Origin of the sequence: Marinobacterium aestuarii (assembly GCF_001651805.1) — a bacterium.
Lineage (GTDB): Bacteria > Pseudomonadota > Gammaproteobacteria > Pseudomonadales > Balneatricaceae > Marinobacterium_A > Marinobacterium_A aestuarii.
The window spans coordinates 1,769,932-1,789,554 of the sequence record NZ_CP015839.1 but is presented as its reverse complement, the minus strand read 5'-3'; the positions used below and the strand labels follow the sequence as shown (position 1 = coordinate 1,789,554).

At 59.4% G+C, this 19,623-nt stretch carries 17 protein-coding genes; 7 read left to right on the top strand and 10 right to left on the bottom strand.

Going from position 1 to position 19,623, the window contains the following annotated elements; all coding sequences use genetic code 11:
- Positions 1-26 precede the first annotated feature (26 nt).
- The 6 genes from A8C75_RS07995 to sohB form a co-directional block, all read right to left on the bottom strand.
- Positions 27-2,774 (bottom strand): CHASE domain-containing protein, encoded by a 2,748-nt coding sequence (locus A8C75_RS07995; RefSeq protein ID WP_067380449.1) that lies wholly within the window; start codon positions 2,772-2,774, stop codon positions 27-29.
- A 264-nt stretch (positions 2,775-3,038) separates the two neighbouring features.
- Positions 3,039-4,196 carry a mechanosensitive ion channel family protein gene (locus A8C75_RS07990; RefSeq protein WP_067380446.1) on the bottom strand — a complete coding sequence of 386 codons (1,158 nt, stop codon included), beginning with the start codon at positions 4,194-4,196 and terminating at the stop codon, positions 3,039-3,041.
- 36 nt (positions 4,197-4,232) lie between these two features.
- On the bottom strand, positions 4,233-5,237 hold the full coding sequence (gene nagZ, locus A8C75_RS07985; protein WP_067380443.1) for a beta-N-acetylhexosaminidase: 1,005 nt from the start codon (positions 5,235-5,237) through the stop codon (positions 4,233-4,235).
- Between the two features lie 80 nt (positions 5,238-5,317).
- Positions 5,318-5,803 (bottom strand): L,D-transpeptidase, encoded by a 486-nt coding sequence (locus tag A8C75_RS07980; RefSeq protein WP_067380440.1) that lies wholly within the window; start codon positions 5,801-5,803, stop codon positions 5,318-5,320.
- Positions 5,800-6,456 (bottom strand): TetR/AcrR family transcriptional regulator, encoded by a 657-nt coding sequence (locus A8C75_RS07975; RefSeq protein ID WP_067380437.1) that lies wholly within the window; start codon positions 6,454-6,456, stop codon positions 5,800-5,802. The genes A8C75_RS07980 and A8C75_RS07975 overlap by 4 nt, the downstream gene beginning before the upstream one ends.
- Positions 6,457-6,534: 78 nt before the next feature.
- Positions 6,535-7,605, bottom strand: a complete 1,071-nt coding sequence (gene sohB / locus A8C75_RS07970) for a protease SohB (RefSeq protein ID WP_084783859.1) — start codon at positions 7,603-7,605, stop codon at positions 6,535-6,537.
- Positions 7,606-7,708: 103 nt separating this feature from the next.
- On the opposite strand from sohB, the gene A8C75_RS07965 reads away from it, so the two are divergent.
- Entirely contained in the window at positions 7,709-8,044 is a 336-nt protein-coding gene (locus A8C75_RS07965) for an SCP2 sterol-binding domain-containing protein (protein WP_084783858.1), read from the top strand.
- Between the two features lie 27 nt (positions 8,045-8,071).
- Here A8C75_RS07965 and nudC read toward each other — a convergent pair whose 3' ends face one another.
- Positions 8,072-8,857 carry an NAD(+) diphosphatase gene (nudC, locus tag A8C75_RS07960; protein WP_067380434.1) on the bottom strand — a complete coding sequence of 262 codons (786 nt, stop codon included), beginning with the start codon at positions 8,855-8,857 and terminating at the stop codon, positions 8,072-8,074.
- A 310-nt stretch (positions 8,858-9,167) separates the two neighbouring features.
- Between nudC and nhaB the strand changes: the two genes are divergently transcribed.
- Positions 9,168-10,670, top strand: a complete 1,503-nt coding sequence (nhaB, locus tag A8C75_RS07955; RefSeq protein WP_067380431.1) for a sodium/proton antiporter NhaB — start codon at positions 9,168-9,170, stop codon at positions 10,668-10,670.
- Positions 10,671-10,797: 127 nt separating this feature from the next.
- On the opposite strand, the gene dnaQ is transcribed toward nhaB, so the two are convergent.
- From dnaQ to A8C75_RS07940, 3 genes are read right to left on the bottom strand one after another with little or no spacing between them, the layout of a single operon-like run.
- Positions 10,798-11,517: a DNA polymerase III subunit epsilon gene (gene dnaQ, locus A8C75_RS07950; protein ID WP_067380428.1), complete on the bottom strand. Its 720-nt coding sequence runs from the start codon at positions 11,515-11,517 to the stop codon at positions 10,798-10,800.
- 9 nt (positions 11,518-11,526) lie between these two features.
- On the bottom strand, positions 11,527-11,973 hold the full coding sequence (gene rnhA, locus A8C75_RS07945; RefSeq protein ID WP_067380425.1) for a ribonuclease HI: 447 nt from the start codon (positions 11,971-11,973) through the stop codon (positions 11,527-11,529).
- Positions 11,951-12,712, bottom strand: a complete 762-nt coding sequence (locus tag A8C75_RS07940; RefSeq protein ID WP_084783856.1) for a class I SAM-dependent methyltransferase — start codon at positions 12,710-12,712, stop codon at positions 11,951-11,953. Before A8C75_RS07940 ends, rnhA begins: the two co-directional genes overlap by 23 nt.
- A 138-nt stretch (positions 12,713-12,850) precedes the next feature.
- Here A8C75_RS07940 and gloB point away from each other — a divergent pair, with 138 nt between their 5' ends.
- From gloB to A8C75_RS07915, 5 genes are all read left to right on the top strand, one after another.
- Positions 12,851-13,636, top strand: a complete 786-nt coding sequence (gloB, locus tag A8C75_RS07935; RefSeq protein WP_067380418.1) for a hydroxyacylglutathione hydrolase — start codon at positions 12,851-12,853, stop codon at positions 13,634-13,636.
- Positions 13,637-13,704: 68 nt separating this feature from the next.
- Positions 13,705-15,321: a lytic transglycosylase gene (locus tag A8C75_RS07930; RefSeq protein WP_067380416.1), complete on the top strand. Its 1,617-nt coding sequence runs from the start codon at positions 13,705-13,707 to the stop codon at positions 15,319-15,321.
- A gap of 298 nt (positions 15,322-15,619) precedes the next feature.
- The gene (locus A8C75_RS07925) at positions 15,620-17,449 is read left to right on the top strand and encodes an extracellular solute-binding protein (RefSeq protein WP_227819859.1); all 1,830 of its coding nucleotides are present in this window, start codon (positions 15,620-15,622) and stop codon (positions 17,447-17,449) included.
- Entirely contained in the window at positions 17,449-18,537 is a 1,089-nt protein-coding gene (locus tag A8C75_RS07920) for a microcin C ABC transporter permease YejB (RefSeq protein ID WP_067380413.1), read from the top strand. The genes A8C75_RS07925 and A8C75_RS07920 overlap by 1 nt, the downstream gene beginning before the upstream one ends.
- Positions 18,537-19,568 (top strand): ABC transporter permease, encoded by a 1,032-nt coding sequence (locus tag A8C75_RS07915; RefSeq protein WP_067387086.1) that lies wholly within the window; start codon positions 18,537-18,539, stop codon positions 19,566-19,568. The genes A8C75_RS07920 and A8C75_RS07915 overlap by 1 nt, the downstream gene beginning before the upstream one ends.
- Positions 19,569-19,623 lie beyond the last annotated feature (55 nt).

Here is a 19,623-nt window from a genome sequence, read left to right as displayed (position 1 = left end):
GCACTGCGCTACCGCAAAAGCACCGCTCAGGCGCGAACATCATCCGCGGCGGCATTGATAATGCCCTCATCTGCACGCGCGCCAGCAGCCTTTTCAGAAAATCCTCCAGAAGACTCTCCAGAAGGTTCAGCGCTGACCGCCACCAGCGGCAGGTCGACATAAAACACCGTACCCTGCCCCGGTATACTGTCAAAACCAATCTTGCCGCCGTGGCGCTCAACGATGGCCCGCGTAATGGCGAGCCCCAGCCCGGTACCGCCCAGGCGACGCGTATCCGAAGAATCAGCCTGGGTAAAACGCTCAAACACCTGCGCCTGAAACTCCAGCGGAATACCGGGGCCCGAGTCCGCCACGCTGATACGCAGCTCTTCAGACCCAGACAGCAAGGACACCACAACCTCAGCGCCCGCAGGCGAGTATTTGCAGGCATTGGACAGCAGATTCGAAAACACCTGCAGCAGGCGATTCTCATCCCCCAGCACAAGCGCCTCGCCCGCGCAGGGCACCAGACGGCAGCGCACAGCATACTTGTCGGCATAGCCCTGATTCATCGCCAGCGCCTTCTCGGCCAGCGCATTGGCCGGCAGCGACTGCAGCCTGAGCTCGACGTCTGCGTACTGAATCTTGCCGATATCAAGCAGGTCATTGATCAGGGTTTCCAGCCGCTGACAGTTGTCGTAGGCCAGCGTAATGGCGCCGACCTTCCTGTCGGGGTGAGCGTCCAGCACACCGCCCACCACCAGCCCCAGCGCCCCCTTGATCGAAGTCAGCGGCGTCCTGAGCTCATGATTGACCGTGGAAATAAACTCATCCTTCATCCGATTGACCTTATGCCGCTCGGTCAGGTCATGAATGATCAGGGTGTAGCGCATGCGCTCTCCAATCGGTAACGGACTCACCGCCAGCTCAATGGGCACTCGACTGCCATCAGGACGCAAGGCCCAGGTATCGCAGCGACTGCCTGCGCCGGACAACGACCCCAGCCCACCTGCGCCCGCCACCAGGCTGATGAAAAATTCCGGCACAACGTCACTGATCAATCGCCCGACGAGCGCCTCGGCGGGCTGAGCAAACAGCGCCTCGCCGGCCGGGTTAACCGACTCCAGTCGGCCTTTTCTATCCAGCGTCATAATGGTTTCAATGGCGGTGTTAAGAATCCCGCTCAGCTCCGCCGTACGACGCTGCACCAGCACCCCCACTTCATAGGCCCGGCCGGTCATGGCTAGCAAGAATGCGCCCAGCACACTGGTAAACAGCAGCCCTGTTGCCAGCACACCCCAGGCCTGCCAGCCACGATGACCTGACATATAGCCCGCCGACGGCCAGAACTGCAGCGTCCAGTGCCGCCCACCGACATCAATATCAGCGGTAAAGCCATAGGATGCACTTTCAAAGCCCGCATGATTTTCCGTCCCATAGAGATGACCCCCATCGGACGCCCCTCGATCGTCGATCGACAGCATAATATTGCCAGGTAGCCTGGCGTTCAGGACTGCATCGACAATATCACCGACACGGAAGACACCGACCGCAAAACCAGTGAGATTCTGCCTGCGATCCGCTGCAGTATTGCTTGCTCCGAGATATACCGGATGAAACAGCAAAAAGCCGGATTGAGCCCCGCCCTCCTGCACCAGCGTGATAGGCGCCGTCGCCACCGCAAGCCCCGTATCCCGCGCCCGATTCAGCGCCTCCAGACGCTCGCTACTGGACGCCACATCAAACCCCAGCGCCTTGCCATTGTCGCCCAGCGGCTCCAGATAGGTCGCCACTACATAATCAGGCCGCCTACCCGCCCGCACCAGCGCCCCCGTGGCGTCCCGCTCGGTGATTGCAAAGCCGGGAAAGCCCTCCGCCTGCACTAACTCTTCGAAACCCGCCCTCTGGGTTTCGGTGATACGCGGGTTCCAGCCCAGCCCCTGAATACCGGGCTTTTTCAGCAACATGTTTTCGACGAAGGCTCTGAACTCCGGTCGCATTACCCGGGATGAACTGACAAAAAAGCGCTCGATCGATGCGACAGAATCCAGGTAACTGGCCACACTGGCCCGCAGACTCTCCGCGGCTTCGCTGGAGGCCTTGCGGAACTCGAGCTCGGTGCGCTGCGCTTCCCACTTGCTCACCCAGACAAACAGCAGAACCACCGACGCCAGCGACAACAACAGCGGCACCGCCACCGAATGACGCCGCCCCCACCACAATGATCTGGGCCTGGAAAAACAGATAAACATCAGCGGCGCTGCAATCAGCACACCGATGGTATCCCCCACCCACCAGGTAAACCAGCTGTAGCCGTACTCGGCGATACTGATAACGCCGCCGGCATAGAGACTGGTCGCCCCCACACTCGCATTGACCAGACAGGCCACAGGACCTGCCAACAGCATGAACCTGAAAATATCCTGCTCTCGGGACTGGGACGTCGGATACCCCACCACCCGCTGCACCAGCCAGGCCCCGGTCAGCGCCTGCAGGGCCGCGCCGCTGGCAGCCCCAAGGGACAGCTGCAGCGCCACCAGAGACAAGGCTCCCTGCTCCAGCCCCACCCAGCCATTAAGCAGCATCGACCCCAGAAAGACCCCGGGCCACAGACGATTACCCCAGATCAGCAGGGCCGCGACGGCAATACCGGCGGAGGGAAAAATAGCCGTCGCATAGCCCGGCGGTATGGCCAGCAGCAGCGCCAGCCGCCCCACCAGGGCGTACACGATACACAGTATCAACACCGCCGCCAGCCAGGCTGGTTTAGTCCCAGCATTAAAAAATCTGTCCATATAACGGGGACGTCCCTGTATAAGTTGGAAGAGGAACCCTGCAGCAACGGTGATGATCCCGTAAAGCACCCTAACTCTGTAAATACTCCTGCAGAATAATAGTGCACCATCTTCCCCCGAGGTGCCACAGCAAGGCCGTGCCACACTAACCCACCGCCAGCAGATTACGACGCCGCCACACGCCAGAACGAAGAATCCCGCCTCCCTCTTGCGAGGTGGCGGGATTCATAGAGGCATACCCAGCACGGACTCAGAGCAGCTCGATCAGGCCTGCGATGGCGCCCGCTCCGACCGCGATGCAGCCTGCGACGGCAGCGCTCCCTGCGCCACAGCAGCATCCGGCAACGAGGCCAGGTGCAGCGTCTGGGTCGGAAAGGCCACCTCTGCACCGCGGGCTTCAATGATCTCAATGATGCGCAGCAGCACATCCTGCTTGATCTCATGGAAACGTATCCAGTTGGTGGTGCGCGTAAAGGTATAAACGAAGAAATCGACCGACGATGCACCGAAGCTGTTCAGGTTAACGATCAGCGTCTGCTCCTGATCAATCTCCTCGTGCTGGCGCAGCATGGCATGCACATCCGCCACTATCGCCTGGACGCGTCCGACATCATCGTAGCGCACGCCAATGGTTTCGTAGATGCGCCTGTTGGTCATGCGCGAGGGGTTCTCCACCGAAATACTGGCAAAGGTGGCGTTGGGCACATAGAGCGGACGCTTGTCGAAGGTGCGGATGCGCGTCTGGCGCCAGCCGATTTCCTCCACCGTACCCTCGATGTTCTTGTCCGGAGAGCGAATCCAGTCCCCCACCTTGAACGGGCGGTCCAGGTAGATCATCAAACCGCCAAAAAAGTTTGCCAGCAGATCCTTGGCGGCAAAGCCCACGGCGATACCGCCGATACCACCAAAGGCCATAACGCCGGAGACGCTGTAACCGAAGTTTTGCAGTACCACCAGCGCCGTGGTGATGATGATCGACAGGCGCAGCAGCTTGCCGATGGCACCCACCGTGGTCTGATCCATCGGCGTCTTGACCTTCTGCGGCGACACCAGCGCCACTTCAGCCCGTCGAATAAGACGAATCAGGAACCAGGTGATAAGCACGATGACCCCCATGCGCCTTATCGGCCCCACCACATCCATCAGTACAGTGCCGGTCTGACGATCAATCACCTCCAGCGCCCAGGCAGCACCAAAGATCCAGATCAGTGCCGCAATGGGGCGTCGCGCCGCCGCCAGCAGCAGGTCATCCCAGACATTGCTGGTCCGCTCCAGGCGTACACTCAGACGCCGGAACAGCCGATTGGAAAGGTAATTCAGCAGCATGGTCATAAAGACAATCAGAAAGACCCGCAACATCCAGCTGGTCTCCGGGCCAAAGGGCCAGTAATTCGCCAGCTGCTCACTAAACGCCTGCCACATCCGTTACATTCTCCGCTTGATTTCAGATTAACCCTGTTAGAGCGCCCGCAGCTCTGCCGCCAGCGCCTGGGCCCTGACCTGACGCTGCTGATTGATTGCGCGCCTGTCGCCGCGCAGCGCAGCAATAGCCGGACTTGGCACCCGAGGGTGCGCCCGCAGATAGTCCAGCACCTCGCGCGCGCCTTCGGGGTGATTGCACACCAGCAGCATGTCGCAGCCAGCTTCAAGCGCGCGGGCGGCACGGGCGGCATAGCCGCCGGCAAAGCCGGCCCCCTCCATGCTCAGGTCATCACTGAAGATCACACCTCTAAAGCCCAGCTGCGTGCGCAGTACCTGCTGCAGCCAGTAGTGCGAAAAGCCCGCGGGCGAGGGGTCCACGGTACTGTAGATCACATGGGCCGGCATTACGCCTGCAAGGCCTGCATCTATGAGTTGCGCAAAGGGCTGCATGTCCTGCTGTTCGATGGTGGCCAGGTCCCGCTCGTCGGTGGGAATCTCCAGATGGGAGTCCGCCTCGGCCCAGCCGTGCCCCGGAAAGTGCTTGCCGGTGGCGGCCATGCCGGCCTCGGCCATACCGCGCACAAAGGCCCCCGCCAGGGCGCTGACCGTTGCCCCATCGCCCCCAAAGGCGCGATCGCCGATCACCCGGCTGCGGCCATAATCCAGATCCAGCACAGGCGCAAAGCTGATATCGATATCCATATCCAGCAGCTCTGCGGCCATCAGCCAGCCGAGCTCAACCGCTTCAGCCAGCGCAGCCTCAGGCGCACAGGCGTAACGCTGCGCCAGCACACCCATGGCGGGCAACAGGGTGAACCCCTGGCGAAAGCGCTGCACTCGCCCGCCCTCGTGATCGACCGCGATCAGAATATCCGGCGCAAGCGCCCGCACCGCCGCAATCAGCCGGCGCAACTGCGTGGGGCTCTCAAAGTTGCGACTGAACAGTATCAGCCCGCCAACGGCGTCATCAGCCAGCAGCGCCGCTTCATCGGCACTCAGTTCGGTGCCCGCCAGATCCAGCATCAGTACAGCGGCTGTCATGGAAATTCCTCTGCTCTCAACTTTTCACAAACGCGTACGTTCACAAGCTCACAATGTCAGAAGCTTGCACGCCCACAACCTCAAGGATCAATGACGACCGCAGTACCTGTGGTGACGCGGTCAAACAAATCCAGCACATCGGCATTGCGCATGCGGATACAGCCATGGGACAAGGCCACACCCATGGGTTCGGTGTCCGGCGTGCCGTGGATATAGATGTATCGACGCATGCTGTCGACCGTCCCCAGGCGATTGAAACCGGGCTCGCAGCCACTGAGCCAGAGGATGCGCGTCAGTATCCAGTCCCGCTCAGGGTATGTGCGGGCCAGTGCCTGGGAGTAGGTTTCACCGGTAAAACGACGCCCGCGAAAGACCGCATTGAGCGGCTGCCCGGCGCCTATCCTGGCGCGAATGCAGTGCCGGCCACGGGGCGTACAGCCACTGCCTTCCTGCTCGCCAGGGCCATTGCGCGCCGTGGATATGGGGTAGCACTGCAGCACCCGCTCCCCCTCGAGCAGCTCAAGCTGCTGCCGGCTGATCGACACACGCAGCCAGCAATCACTCATAGCCAGCAGAACTGGATGCTTTCGGCCCGCGCCTGAAAGCCGCCAGCCAGCACCGGCACCAGCCGGTGCAGAGTACGTTCGATCTCGGCATCCAGGTCAAAGGTCTGCTTTTCAAGCGCCACCAAGGTCTGAAAGTTGGCCAGGGTAAACACCACCGAGCCCAGCAGGAAGTGCAGCCGCCAGAAGAACTCATCATCCTCCATGGGCGCCGAATCCTGCCTCAGATGCTGCAAGAATGGTTGCAGACGCGCACCGTAGTGCGTCACCAGATGCTCGCGTAGCGCCTGCTGCCGGCCCATGTAGGCCAGATCCAGCAAGCGCATGAAGACGCTCAGCTCGTCGGTGCTGCGCCTTTGCGCCTGTAACAGCGTGCGCATCAGCATGTCCATCAGCTCATCCAGCGTCAGACGCTGCGGCGCCAGCGCCAGGCGCTCCGCCAGCGCGCGCTCAAGCTGCTGCACCAGCGGCTCGATACAGGCATCCGCCAGCGCCATGATCAGGCGTTCCTTGGAACCAAAGTGATAGTTGACTGCGGCCAGGTTGACGTCGGCGCGTGCGGTAATCTGACGCAGGGTGGTGTCGTTGAAGCCTTGCTCGGCAAACAGCGATGCTGCCGCCTGCAGTATCTTGTCCGTGGTGTCGGATTGCGGCATCCGTTTCTCTCCTGTTGAACATGCCACTCGTCCCGAGGGCACGATACAGCTTGCCAGCTCTGTTAAACGCAACCCGTTTTAGCGGGACAACAGGCGGCTTTTATACAACCGGTCCCACCAGCGCAGCATCAGGCTGTCGCCGGTATGGATGGCGAAATCGCTGAGACGCTCCTGCAGGCTCTTCTTTTCTTCATAGCGCACACAGAACACATCAGCCTCGCGCGCGGCCTGCATCAGGTAATCGTCACTGGTGCAGATTTCATCGATCAGGTGCTGCTCCAGGGCGCGCTTGCCAAACCAGATTTCGCCGGTGGCCACCTTGTGAATATCAAGCTGGGGACGATAACCGGTCACAAACTCCTTGAACAGCTCATGGGTGTCTTCCAGCTCTTCAACGAATTTTTCCCGGCCCTTGTCGGTGTTCTCGCCGAACATGGTCAGGGTGCGTTTGAATTCGCCGGCGGTAAGAATTTCCATGTCGATATCATGCTTTTTCAGCAGTTTGTGAAAGTTGGGCATCTGCGCCACCACACCGATGGAGCCCAGCACAGCAAAAGGCGCGGCCATCAGCTTGTCGGCCAGACAGGCCATCATGTAACCGCCGCTGGCGGCAACACGGTCAACACAGATGGTGAGGGGGATTTTCTGGGCCCGAATGCGCTCGAGCTGCGAGGCGGCAAGGCCGTATTCATGCACCAGACCACCGGCGCTCTCCAGCCTGAGCACGACTTCATCTTCAGGACCGGCCACAGTAAGGATCGCGGTAATCTCTTCACGCAGCGGTTCAACGTCGCTGGCCTTGATATCACCATCGAAATCGAGCACGAACAACCGACGCCCGGACGAGGTTTCGACGGCTTCACCCTTTTTCAGCGCCTTTTTGCGCGCCTTGGCCTCGGCCTTTTCCCGCTTGGCCTCGTCCTTCATCTGCTGCTTGTAGCTGTCTTTGTCCATCACCGATTGCTCGATGGCGCTTTGCATATCTTCAAGCTGGTCGTTGAGGCTTGTGACGCTGATCTCCCCATCCGAACCGCCTTTGCGATTACGCCCGGCAATCAGGACAAGCCCAAGCACAAACACCAGCACAGCAACCACCAGGGTCATTGTTTTGGCCAGAAACAGGCCGTAATCAGACAGGAACGAGAGCACGTGCTTCTCCAGAAAATCTTAGATCAATGTAAGCCGGGTAATGTACCATAAAACGCTGTCGTCACGACCAGACGGTTTACTGCCCAGGACACAGTGGAATCCCATGAGCGAACAGATCAGCGTCGACCAGGTAATCGATAAACTCCCCTCCCGCTTTTGCCCCGACCAGGCGAAGGATCTGAACTGCACCTTCCAGTTCATTATCGATGACGAAAATGCCTTTTATATCGCCATCCAGGACCAGCAGTGCCAGGTAGTACGCCAGCACCACGCCGACCCTGATATCACCCTCTATGTCGGCAGCGAGGCCTTTATTCGCGTCGTGACCGGGGAGCAGGATGGCATGAGCGCTTTTTTGAAAGGCCAGCTGCGCGCCGAAGGCAACATCATGCTGGCCACGCGCCTGGGCAAGCTCTTTTCCCGCCAGCGCCAGCGCTGATACGCAGAGTTCAGTAACCCTTGGCGATCAGCCCAGCTCGCCGCGGCGGTAGCTTTCGATCAACTGACGGGAGATCGAAAAGGACGGCGGCAGGTCCGGCAGATTATCGCGACTGAACCAGTGTGCCTCCAGAATTTCCACGCCATCGGGCATCAGCTCGCCGGCCTTGTAATCGGCAAAGAAACCCAGCATGAGCGCATGGGGAAAGGGCCAGGACTGGCTCTTGAAATAGCGTACGTTCTGGACCTCGATACTGACTTCTTCCTGAATTTCCCGTGCCACGGCGGCCTCTGCGGTTTCACCGGCTTCAATGAAGCCTGCCAGGGTACTGAAACGCCCGGCGGCATAATGGGGCGCGCGGGCCAACAGACACTGATCCCCGCGCACCACCAGTACGATAATGCACGGCGAGATGCGCGGGTACTGACTCAGGCCACAGGGCTCGCAGGTCTTGGCCAGATCCTGGGCGTGATGAATGAGCGCAGCGCCACAGCGACCGCAAAAGCGATGCTGTTCATGCCAGGTGGCCAACTGGGCCGCCCGCGAAAGCCAGCCATATTCGCTCTCGTTGCGCGCCTGGGCCAGCGCATCGCGCAGCGCCATGGCGGGCTGTCGCAGCGCAGGCTCAGTGTCGGCGTGCAGCACCAGCAGCCGACCATCCGCCGCATCGGGCCCCAGCGGGTACTGCGCTTCTATCACTTCTGAGTGCAGCGCTTCCAGTTCAGCCGGCATGGCCACCAGCCCCCCGCTCGCGCTTTGCAGCAAACGCCCACCAGCTGCCAGCAGCACCGGCTGGCAATCATCCTGTCTCATCCATTCGCCTCGTCTAGGATACACATAAAGCTTGCCTTATCTTAACAATAAGCAAACCTGATAATGACTTATAGATTAGCGCCAACACGCCTTGAACTGGTGGCCGCACAACCCGCTGCAGGCCCGATGAACCGTCGCTGGCACCGTCTTTTTATAATCTGTGGCTATTCTTATTTTTTGTTGTCGCTGCTAGGCTAGCCCCGCTTTGTCATAAAGGGTCATGATCCAAGGTTAGGCTGCCATACCTGAGCGTAGCCTGCGTCGTGACACCGTAAACATAACAGACTCTGCTGGCATAGGAATAACAGCCATGACGAACACCTTACCCCAGGCGTTCATACGCAATTTTCTGGGCAACTCACCCGTCTGGTACAAGCAGGCTATTATTGGCTTCCTTATCCTGAACCCCATCCTGTTTCAGGTTGCAGGCCCAGTGGTTACCGGCTGGCTGCTGATCTTTGAATTTATCTTCACCCTGGCGCTGGCGCTCAAATGCTATCCATTGCAGCCCGGCGGACTCCTGGCCATCGAGGCCATTATCATTGGCCTGGCCAGCCCCGAGTCGGTCGCCCACGAGGTTGAATCCAACCTCGAAGTCATACTGCTGCTGATGTTTATGGTGGCGGGTATCTACTTCATGAAAAGCATGCTGCTGTGGCTGTTCACCAAGATACTGCTCAAGGTGCACTCCAAGGTCATGCTGTCGCTGCTGTTTTCCCTGTCTTCAGCCATGCTGTCGGCATTTCTCGATGCCCTGACCGTCACGGCAGTACTCATCAGTGTCGGCGTGGGTTTCTATGCGGTCTACCACAAGGTGGCCTCGGGCAAATCAACTCAGCTGGATCACGACCACTCTGACGACGAGGACGTCGGCGACACCCACCGCAGCGAACTGGAACAGTTCCGCGCCTTCCTGCGCAGCCTGCTGATGCACGGTGCTGTTGGCACGGCACTCGGCGGCGTCTGCACCCTGGTGGGCGAGCCCCAGAACCTGCTGATCGCCCAGAAAGCCGGCTGGGATTTCGTCGAATTCTTCGTCATTATGGCGCCCATTACCATGCCGGTGCTGTTTGCCGGCCTGCTGACCTGCGTCCTGCTGGAGAAAGGCAAGCTGTTCGGCTACGGCGAACAGATTCCGCTGAACGTGCGCCAGATTCTGGAAGAGTTCGACCGCGAAGAAGACCGCAAACGCACCAAGCGCGACATCGCCATGCTGGGCGTTCAGGTCGTGGTATCGATCATCCTGGTACTGGCACTGGCCTTTCACCTGGCCGAAGTCGGCCTTATCGGCCTCTGTGTCATCATTCTGCTCACCGCCTTTAACGGCATCGTCGAAGAACACCAGATCGGCAAGGCATTTGAAGAGGCACTGCCCTTCACCGCCCTCCTGGTGGTGTTTTTCTCCATCGTTTCGGTGATCCACGAACAGCACCTGTTCCAGCCGATCATTCATGCCGTGCTGGAAATGAGCCCCAGCGTACAGCCCGCCGTGTTCTTTGTCGCCAACGGCCTGCTTTCAGCCATCAGCGACAATGTGTTTGTCGCGACCGTGTATATAAACGAAGTGGTCGAGGCGCTGAACAATGGTGACATCACCCGCGAGCATTTCAACAAGCTCGCCGTGGCCATCAACACTGGCACCAACATTCCCAGTGTTGCGACGCCTAACGGTCAGGCAGCCTTCCTCTTCCTGCTGACCTCGGCGCTGGCACCGCTGATTCGCCTGTCCTACGGACGCATGGTGATCATGGCACTGCCCTACACCATAGTGATGAGCCTGGTCGGCTTTACCGCCGTAAGTTACACACTCTAGGCCCTGCCATTACCTGCCGCCCTGTCCTTTCCCAGGGCACAAAAAAACACCCCCGCAACGGCCTGTTGCGGGGGTGTTTTACTATCGGCCTGCAACAGTGCATGACTATAACCGGCCCGTATGCTCCTTAAGCCTCAGACGGTTCCTGCGACTCCCACAGGCAGGGCTCACCGGCTTTCTTGCTCAGCAAGGCAACAAAGGCCCGGTGCGCTTCGAGCTCGTCATCGCTGGCACGCAGCACGCGCAGACTGTAGCGCCCCGCTTCCACCCGACGAATATCCCGCTCCGCACCACCGCCGTCGGAGCCGTCATCGCCGGTATCCAGCTTGAGCTGACCACCGGTCAGGCCCAGATAGACATCAGCCAGAATTTCGGAGTCAAGCAGAGCGCCGTGCAGCTCGCGGTGCGAGTTGTCGATGCCGTAGCGCTTGCACAGGGCATCCAGATTGTTCTTCTGCCCCGGGTGCTTCTGGCGCGCCAGCAGCAGGGAGTCGATTACGCTACAGATATCACCAATGCGCTCGGGATGGCGAATGCGCTCAAGCTCGGCATTGATAAAGCCAATATCGAAGGCAGCATTGTGAATGATCAGTTCGCCGCCACGGATAAACTCCAGAAACTCAGTCACCACCTCAGCAAACTTCGGCTTGTCAGCCAAAAAGTCATTGGTGATGCCGTGAATCTCAATGGCTTCCTGGTCGATGGCATGATCGGGCTTGATATAGACGTGATAGGTGCGCCCGGTAAGCTTGCGACCCACCATCTCGACACAGCCGATCTCGATAACATTGTGACCTTCCGCCGGTTCAAGACCCGTGGTTTCGGTATCCAGTACGATTTGACGCATTAACAGCCCCTAACCCTTTATTTGCTCAACGCCCTTGTTGGCCAGTTCATCAGCCAGATCGTTTTCCGGGTGCCCGCTGTGCCCTTTCACCCAGTGCCACTTGACTTCATGACGCGCCACCTCGGTATCCAGGCGCTGCCACAGGTCGGCATTCTTCACCGGCTGGCGGGCGGCGGTTTTCCAGCCATTGCGCTTCCAGTTGCGCATCCACTCGGTAATACCCTTGCGCACATACTGGGAGTCGGTGGTCAGATCCACAACGCAGGGCTTGGTGAGCGCCGCCAGAGCCTCGATCGCCGCCATCAGCTCCATACGGTTATTGGTGGTATTTTTCTCGCCGCCAAACAGCTGCTTTTCCACATCGCCATAACGCAACAGGGCCCCCCAGCCCCCCGGGCCCGGATTGCCCTTGCAGGCACCATCGGTGTAAATCTTAACGGAATTCTCGGTTTTCACGGCAATGCTTTCCTCGCGCAGACGGCTCAGGTATCGGCAGACTAATCAGTTTTCGGCGGCGCCACTCCGGCTGTATCGGGGTCATGCCAACCACATCCTTGCGCGCCACCATCAGCGAAAAAGCGCCATGATAGCTGCGACCGGGTTTGGCATAACGCTCCAGCGCAGAGAAGCGCTGGCGCCATTTACCCGCCGCCATGGGCGGCAGGAAAAAATCGGTTATCAGCTTAACTTCCACCAGCTCCACCAGACTCAGCCAGTCACTCAGACGCCAGTGGCTGATAAAGTGCCCACACCAGGGCACCTCGGTGCGCTTGCGACACAGGCGGCTATAGAGACCCCAGAGGCTGAGCGGATTAAACCCCAGCACCAGAAGGTGCCCGCCCGGGCGCAGCACCCGCGCGGCTTCGCGCAGTACCTGATGCGGGCTCTGGGCGAAATCCAGCGCATGATGCAACACAACCACATCCAGGCTGTTGCGCTCCAGCGGCAACTCCTCGTTGGCCGCAATCACGCTGTTCTGCCCCAGACCCAACTCAAGTGCCGGTGCGACTATGAACTTGTGTGACACAGGACTGCTGTCATACAGACAGATCTGGCTGTCGATGCCCAGCTGCAACAGGTGATAGCCAAAGAGTGTGGGTAAAAGCCGTTCTATCTGCGCCCGTTCGGCCGCAAGCAACTCCTGTCCAAGCTCCGTTTGAAACCAAACGCGCAGTGCCGGAATCAGTTTGTGCAAGGGGGGCTGCTGACGAAATCTCATCAAATGAAACCGGTGTTGCTGACAATGACGGTATGTTAACAGCCCCCACCGATTGAGGTAACCTGTATCGCCTCAGACGCGCCGCCGTGCAGATACCTATTCGAGAGGATTATCATGTTTCAGGTCACACCAATCCCCGCCTTTAATGACAACTACATCTGGCTGCTGGCCGACGCTCAGAGCAATCGCGTTGCGGTGGTGGATCCCGGCGATGCAGCGCCTGTACTGAAATACCTGCAACAGAACAACCTGACCCTGGCCGCAATACTCATTACACACCACCATCAGGATCATACCGGCGGTGTCGCCGACCTGCTGCAAGCCTTTAGCGTGCCGGTCTATGGTCCGCGCCCGAGCCCGTTCGGCGGCATCGACCAGCCGCTGCAGGATTCAGACAGCCTCGAGCTCTTTGGCCAGACCCTGCAGATACGGGAAATACCCGCCCACACCCTGGACCATATCAGCTACTACTGCGCACCCCGCACCGACGGCGAAACGCCGCAACTGTTCTGTGGCGACACCCTGTTTCTGGCCGGTTGCGGACGCCTGTTTGAGGGCAACGCCCACCAGCTGCAGCAGGCCATGGATTATTTCGCCTGCCTGCCCGATGCGACCGAGGTCTATTGCACCCACGAATATTCCCTCGCCAACCTGGCCTTCGCCGCCGCCGTTGAACCCGACAACGCCCATATTCAGGCCGCCATCAAAGAGTGCAAAACGCTGCGAGCCAAGGGCGAACCCACGCTGCCAAGCCATATTGGCACCGAAAAAAAGATCAATCCCTTTATGCGCACCCACACCGAGTCGGTCAGCGCCAGCGCCAGCCTGCATGCGGGTTCGACGCTTGATACACCGGTCGATATCATGGCCGCCATCCGCCAGTGGAAAAACCAATATTGATCAAAGGTTGACCAGTTCGGCATCGACCCATAAAATGCTTCGACTTTTTTAGAGACAGATTTTGGCCCATGACCTTTACACGCAACTGGATCTCCATCACAGCTGCAGGACTTCTGCTGTCCGGCTGTAGTAGCGCCCTGACGCAGAATCCCGACAGCAGCCCTGATGCACTCGGGTTGTCCAACAGCAAGGCCGGCGCCCACGCCAGCCCCTGGGACAACCGAGCGACCGGCAGTCGTGACAGCATCGGCCGCAGCAAAGCCCGTAGCAATACCCCCGCTGACACGACAGCCCCCCCTGAAGACCTGTGGCAACTAAGCCGCAACCACTTCCAGATCAACCTCGAAGCCGACAACCCCCGCGTCGCGTCCCAGATAAAGTACTACAGCAAGCACCAGGACTACCTGGACCGCGTCACCGACCGCGCCGAGCGCTACTACCACTACATCCTGCAGCAAATCATCGAACGCGGCCTGCCCGCCGAGCTTGCCCTGCTGCCGGTGGTTGAAAGCGCCTACGACCCCTTTGCCTATTCCTCTGGCCGCGCCGCTGGACCCTGGCAGTTCATCCCCGGCACCGCCAAGCATTTTGGCCTGCGCAAGAGCTGGTGGTATGACGGCCGACGCGACATTGTGGCTTCCACCGATGCCGCCCTGACCTACCTTGAACAGCTCAACAAGCGCTTTGATGGCGACTGGCTGCTGGCCCTGGCGGCCTATAATGCTGGCGGCGGCACCGTTTCCAAGGCCATCCGCAAAAACACCAAAAAAGGCCTGCCGACCGATTTCTGGTCCCTCGACCTGCCCAGTGAAACCGAAGCCTATGTCCCCAAGCTGCTGGCCATCGCCAGCCTGGTAAAGACCCCGGACAGCTACGGCGTCAGCCTGAGGCCACTGGCCATCGAGCCCTACTTCGCCATTATCGAAACAGAAGGCCAGATCGATCTGGCCCAGGCGGCCAAGATGGCCGACACCAGCAGCGAAGAAATGGCATTGCTGAACCCTGGGTTCAATCGCTGGGCCACCGACCCCGAAGGCCCGCATCGCCTGCTGATACCGATCGACAGCGCCGAGGACTTTGAGAACAGGCTCGCCAGCCTGCCCGCGGATCAGCGAGTACGCTGGAACCGCTACCGCATCCAGCGCGGCGACTCCCTGTCGGCCATAGCCGCACGCTTTAATATCAGCACCTCGGCGATCCGCAGCGCCAACAAAATCAAGGGCAACCGCATTACCGCGGGCAAAACCCTGCTGATACCGGGACCTGGCAATGCCAGCCTTGTTGCCAGCAATGATCCGAGCGACTCGGCCCAGGCCGCACGGGAACAGCTCAGCTATAAAGTCCGTGCCGGCGACAGCTTCTGGAAGATTGCCCGCAGTCACAAGGTCTCCGTCAGCGAACTGGCGGGCTGGAATCAGATGACACCGCGCAGCCCCCTGAAGACGGGCAAGGAACTGGTTATCTGGCGTGACAGCAGCAACAGCGGCAACACCCTGGCCAGCAGTGGGCGGGAAACCCTGCGCAAGGTGGGCTACAGCGTTCGCAGCGGCGACTCCCTGTCGGATATCGCCAGCCGCTTCAGCGTTAGCGTCGCGGACCTGACACGCTGGAACAAGCTGGATCAGCGCAGCTACCTGCAGCCAGGCCAGCGACTGACCCTGTTCGTCAACGTAACCGACAGCTGAACCGGCGACACCCCAACGCTCGACGTTAAACGCGCCCCGGTGCCACTGCTTTTTATAATCAAAAAGGCAGCGGCAGCGGGGCGTTTTGCCATCCAGCCTCCTGCTTCCTGCATTCTGTTCAGCGCCCAGGTACGACAAACACCGCCGCAGGAGCACTTAAGTGCTCCTGTTTCACCTGTCGATGGAATAAATCTGCAATTCACCTGTCATATAGCGCTACTCTAGGCCCATCCACGGTTCCATAAGCGACAAGTGACTGATATAACAAGTCATATTCTTGCAGAGGTGACGGAGCACTATGACCAGTACACATTTGCCCTTGCGACTGCTCGGCGCGGTAATTATCAATGTCTGCCTTTTTGCCAGCAGCAGCCTGCTCGCTGACAGCCACCCCAGCCACGGCATCGCCATGCACGGCGATCTCAAGTATCCGGCCGACTTCAGCCACTACGACTACGTGAATCCCCAGGCCCCCAAGGGCGGTACCCTGAAACAGTGGGATATGGGCACCTTTGACAGCTTCAATAGCTTTATCATCAAGGGCAATGTGGCCGCCGGCACCAACCTGATGTACGACAGCCTGATGGATCAGGCCGCTGATGAGCCCTTTTCCCAGTACGGCCTGCTGGCCGAGTCGGTCATCATGCCGGAGGACCGCCGCTGGGTAACCTTCAAGCTGCGCGAAGCCGCCCGCTTCAGCGACGGCGAGCCCGTGACCGCCGAGGACGTCATTTTCACCTTTGATATACTGCGCAGCAAAGGCAGCCCCTTTTATGGCGCCTATTACGCCGGCATAGACCGCATTGAAGCGCCCAATCCCCAGACCGTGACCTTCCACTTCAAGGGCGAAAACAACCGCGAACTGCCACTGATCGTGGGCCAGGCCAGCATTCTGCCCAAACACTACTGGCAGGATCACGCCTTCGACAGTCCCTCCCTGGATATTCCCGTGGGCTCAGGCCCCTACCGCATCGATAGCTTCGAGGCCGGCCGTTCGATCAGCTACAGCCTGCGCGATGACTACTGGGGCGCAGACTTGCCGGTACGGCGCGGCCACAATAACTTTCGCCAGATGCGCTTTGACTACTACCGCGACGCTACAGTCGCGCTGGAAGCCTTCAAGGCCGGCGAATATGATTTTCGCCTTGAAACCTCTTCCAAGGAGTGGGCTACCGCCTACACGGGTCCCGCATTCGACGATGGCCGCATCCTGAAACAGGAACTGAGCAATGGCAATCCCACCGGCATGCAGGCCTTTATCTTCAACACCAGACGCGACAAGTTCGCCGACCCCCGGGTACGTGAAGCCCTCGGCTATGCGTTTGATTTCGAGTGGACCAACCGCAATATTTTCTACAATGCCTATACCCGTACTCACAGCTTTTTCTCCAACTCTGAAATGGCCGCAACCGAGCTGCCAGGACCCGAGGAACTGGCACTGCTGGAGCCGCTGCGCGACCAGGTGCCACCTGAGGTTTTCAGCAAGGTCTACCGCGCGCCCAGCACCGATGGCAGCGGCAATATCCGCGGTGAACTGCGCCAGGGCATGCGCCTGTTGCAAAGCGCCGGCTGGGAGTTCAAGGACAACAAGCTGGTGAACAGCAAGACCGGCGAGCCATTTCGCTTCGAGATCCTGCTGGTTCAAAAAGAGTTTGAGCGCGTCATAGCACCGATGATTCGCAACCTCGAGCGCATGGGCGTGGAGGTGGATATCCGCATCATCGATGTGTCGCAGTACATCAACCGGCTGCGCAGCTTCGACTTCGACATGGTGGTGGGCTCCTTCCCGCAATCCAGCTCACCCGGCAACGAGCAGCGCGATTTCTGGCATTCGGAGCTGGCCGACATGCCCGGCACCCGCAATTTGGTGGGCATCAAGAACCCCGCCGTCGACAGCCTGGTGGATACCCTGATCGCAGCACCGGATCGTGCCAGTCTTGTCACCGCCGCCCGCGCCCTTGACCGCGTACTGCAGTGGAATCACTACGTCATACCGCAGTTCCATATCGCCACCTATCGCATCGCCTACTGGGACCGTTTTGGCATGCCCAAGGTACGCCCCGCCTACAGCCTTGGCACCGACACCTGGTGGGCATTGCCGACTGACACTGCGGCGTCCGCACACTGATGGCAGCTTATATACTGCGGCGCCTGCTGCTGATTATTCCAACGCTGCTCGGCATCCTGACCATCAATTTCTTCATTATCCAGGCCGCCCCCGGCGGCCCGGTAGAGCAAACCCTGGCGCAGCTTGAGGGGCTCAATGTCGAAGCCACCGGTCGCATTGGCAGTGCCGTGCAGAGCGATATCATTCAGAACAGCAACGGTGACAGCAGCTACCGCGGTGCCCAGGGCATGGATCCGGCTCTGGTGGCCCAGATCGAAAAGCTCTATGGCTTCGACAAGCCGGTACATGAGCGCTTTCTGCAAATGCTGCAGAACTACCTGGTGTTCGATTTTGGCCGCAGCTTCTACAGTGACAAACCGGTCACGACCCTGATCATGGAAAAAATGCCGGTATCCATCTCCCTCGGGCTCTGGACGACCCTGCTGACCTACCTGATCTCGGTGCCACTGGGCATCAAGAAGGCGGTGCGGGACGGCACCCCCTTCGATGTCTGGAGCAGCAGCGCCATTATCGTCGGCTACGCCATACCCAACTTCCTCTTTGCCATCCTGCTGATCGTGGTCTTCGCCGGCGGCACCTATTTCAACTGGTTTCCGCTGCGCGGGCTGACCTCATCGAACTTCGAGGAACTCTCGCTGCTCGGCAAGATCGGCGACTACTTCTGGCATATAGCCCTGCCGGTACTGGCATCGGTGATCAGCAGCTTTGCAACGCTTACCATGCTGACCAAGAACTCCTTCCTGGATGAAATCGGCAAGCAGTATGTGCTGACCGCCAGGGCCAAGGGCCTGAATGAAAACCAGGTCCTCTATGGCCATGTGTTTCGCAACGCCATGCTGCTGATCATTGCCGGCATGCCCGCCGCCCTGATCGGCATATTCTTCACCGGCTCCATGCTGATCGAGGTCATCTTCTCCCTCGATGGCCTGGGCCTGCTGGGGTACGAAGCCGTCATCAACCGCGACTACCCGGTGATTTTCGGCACCCTCTATATCTTCACCCTGATCGGTCTGGTGCTGAAACTGATCAGCGATATCACCTATGTGATCGTTGATCCACGGATCGATTTCGAGAGTCGGGAGGGATGATGCGACTCAATCCGATCAACCGCCGCAGACTCGATAACTTTCGCGCCAACAAGCGCGGCTACTGGTCACTCTGGCTCTTCGGGCTGCTGTTTTTTGTCAGCCTGTTTGCCGAACTGATCGCCAATGACAGGCCACTGATGGTGCAGTACCAGGGCGAGCTGTACTGGCCGGTAGCACAGGATTACAGCGAAACCCGCTTTGGCGGCGAGTTTGAGACCCTGGCCGACTTCAAGGATCCCTATATCCAGGACCTGATTAACAACCAGGGCCAGGGCTGGATCCTCTGGCCAGCGGTACGCTACAGCTTCGATACCATCAACTACGACCTGTCGGTACCGGCACCTTCTGCGCCCAGCACCGATAACTGGCTGGGTACCGATGATCAGGGCCGCGACGTGCTGGCACGGGTCATCTATGGCTTTCGCGTATCGGTGCTCTTTGCCCTGGTACTGACGCTGGCAAGCTCTGTGGTCGGCGTTGTCGCCGGTGCCATCCAGGGCTATTACGGCGGCAAGGTCGACCTGCTGTTTCAGCGCTTTATCGAGATCTGGTCCGGCCTGCCGGTGCTCTTCCTGCTGATTATCCTGTCGAGTCTGGTGCAGCCCAACTTCTGGTGGCTGCTGGGCATCATGCTGCTGTTTTCCTGGATGAACCTGGTGGATGTGGTGCGAGCCGAGTTTCTGCGCGGCCGCAACCTGGAATATGTCCGCGCCGCTAGGGCACTGGGCCTGGGCAACCGGCTGATCATGTTCCGTCATATTCTGCCCAACGCCATGGTCGCCACCCTGACCTTTATGCCCTTTATCTTCAACGGCTCGCTGGTCACCCTCACCGCGCTGGACTTTCTTGGCTTCGGCCTGCCTCCAGGTTCCGCCTCCCTTGGCGAACTGGTCGCCCAGGGCAAGTCAAACCTGCATGCGCCCTGGCTTGGCATCACGGCATTCTTTGCCCTGGCCATCATGCTGACGCTGCTGATCTTTATCGGTGAAGCGGTACGCGACGCCTTCGATGCAAGGAAACTCAAGCTGTGATGCCACCCGTTGCCTTAACCGTACACTCATTCGCAAACCGCCAGCGCGCCAGCCG

Coding starts and splice junctions, on each gene's coding strand:
- A8C75_RS07995 (WP_067380449.1), bottom strand. CDS start 2,774: ATGGACAGATTTTTTAATGCTGGGACTAAACCAGCCTGGCTGGCGGCG.
- A8C75_RS07915 (WP_067387086.1), top strand. CDS start 18,537: ATGCGACTCAATCCGATCAACCGCCGCAGACTCGATAACTTTCGCGCC.
- dnaQ (WP_067380428.1), bottom strand. CDS start 11,517: ATGCGTCAAATCGTACTGGATACCGAAACCACGGGTCTTGAACCGGCG.
- nhaB (WP_067380431.1), top strand. CDS start 9,168: ATGACGAACACCTTACCCCAGGCGTTCATACGCAATTTTCTGGGCAAC.
- A8C75_RS07990 (WP_067380446.1), bottom strand. CDS start 4,196: ATGTGGCAGGCGTTTAGTGAGCAGCTGGCGAATTACTGGCCCTTTGGC.
- A8C75_RS07930 (WP_067380416.1), top strand. CDS start 13,705: ATGACCTTTACACGCAACTGGATCTCCATCACAGCTGCAGGACTTCTG.
- gloB (WP_067380418.1), top strand. CDS start 12,851: ATGTTTCAGGTCACACCAATCCCCGCCTTTAATGACAACTACATCTGG.
- A8C75_RS07965 (WP_084783858.1), top strand. CDS start 7,709: ATGAGCGAACAGATCAGCGTCGACCAGGTAATCGATAAACTCCCCTCC.
- A8C75_RS07920 (WP_067380413.1), top strand. CDS start 17,449: ATGGCAGCTTATATACTGCGGCGCCTGCTGCTGATTATTCCAACGCTG.
- A8C75_RS07980 (WP_067380440.1), bottom strand. CDS start 5,803: ATGAGTGATTGCTGGCTGCGTGTGTCGATCAGCCGGCAGCAGCTTGAG.
- A8C75_RS07925 (WP_227819859.1), top strand. CDS start 15,620: ATGACCAGTACACATTTGCCCTTGCGACTGCTCGGCGCGGTAATTATC.
- A8C75_RS07975 (WP_067380437.1), bottom strand. CDS start 6,456: ATGCCGCAATCCGACACCACGGACAAGATACTGCAGGCGGCAGCATCG.
- nudC (WP_067380434.1), bottom strand. CDS start 8,857: ATGAGACAGGATGATTGCCAGCCGGTGCTGCTGGCAGCTGGTGGGCGT.
- nagZ (WP_067380443.1), bottom strand. CDS start 5,237: ATGACAGCCGCTGTACTGATGCTGGATCTGGCGGGCACCGAACTGAGT.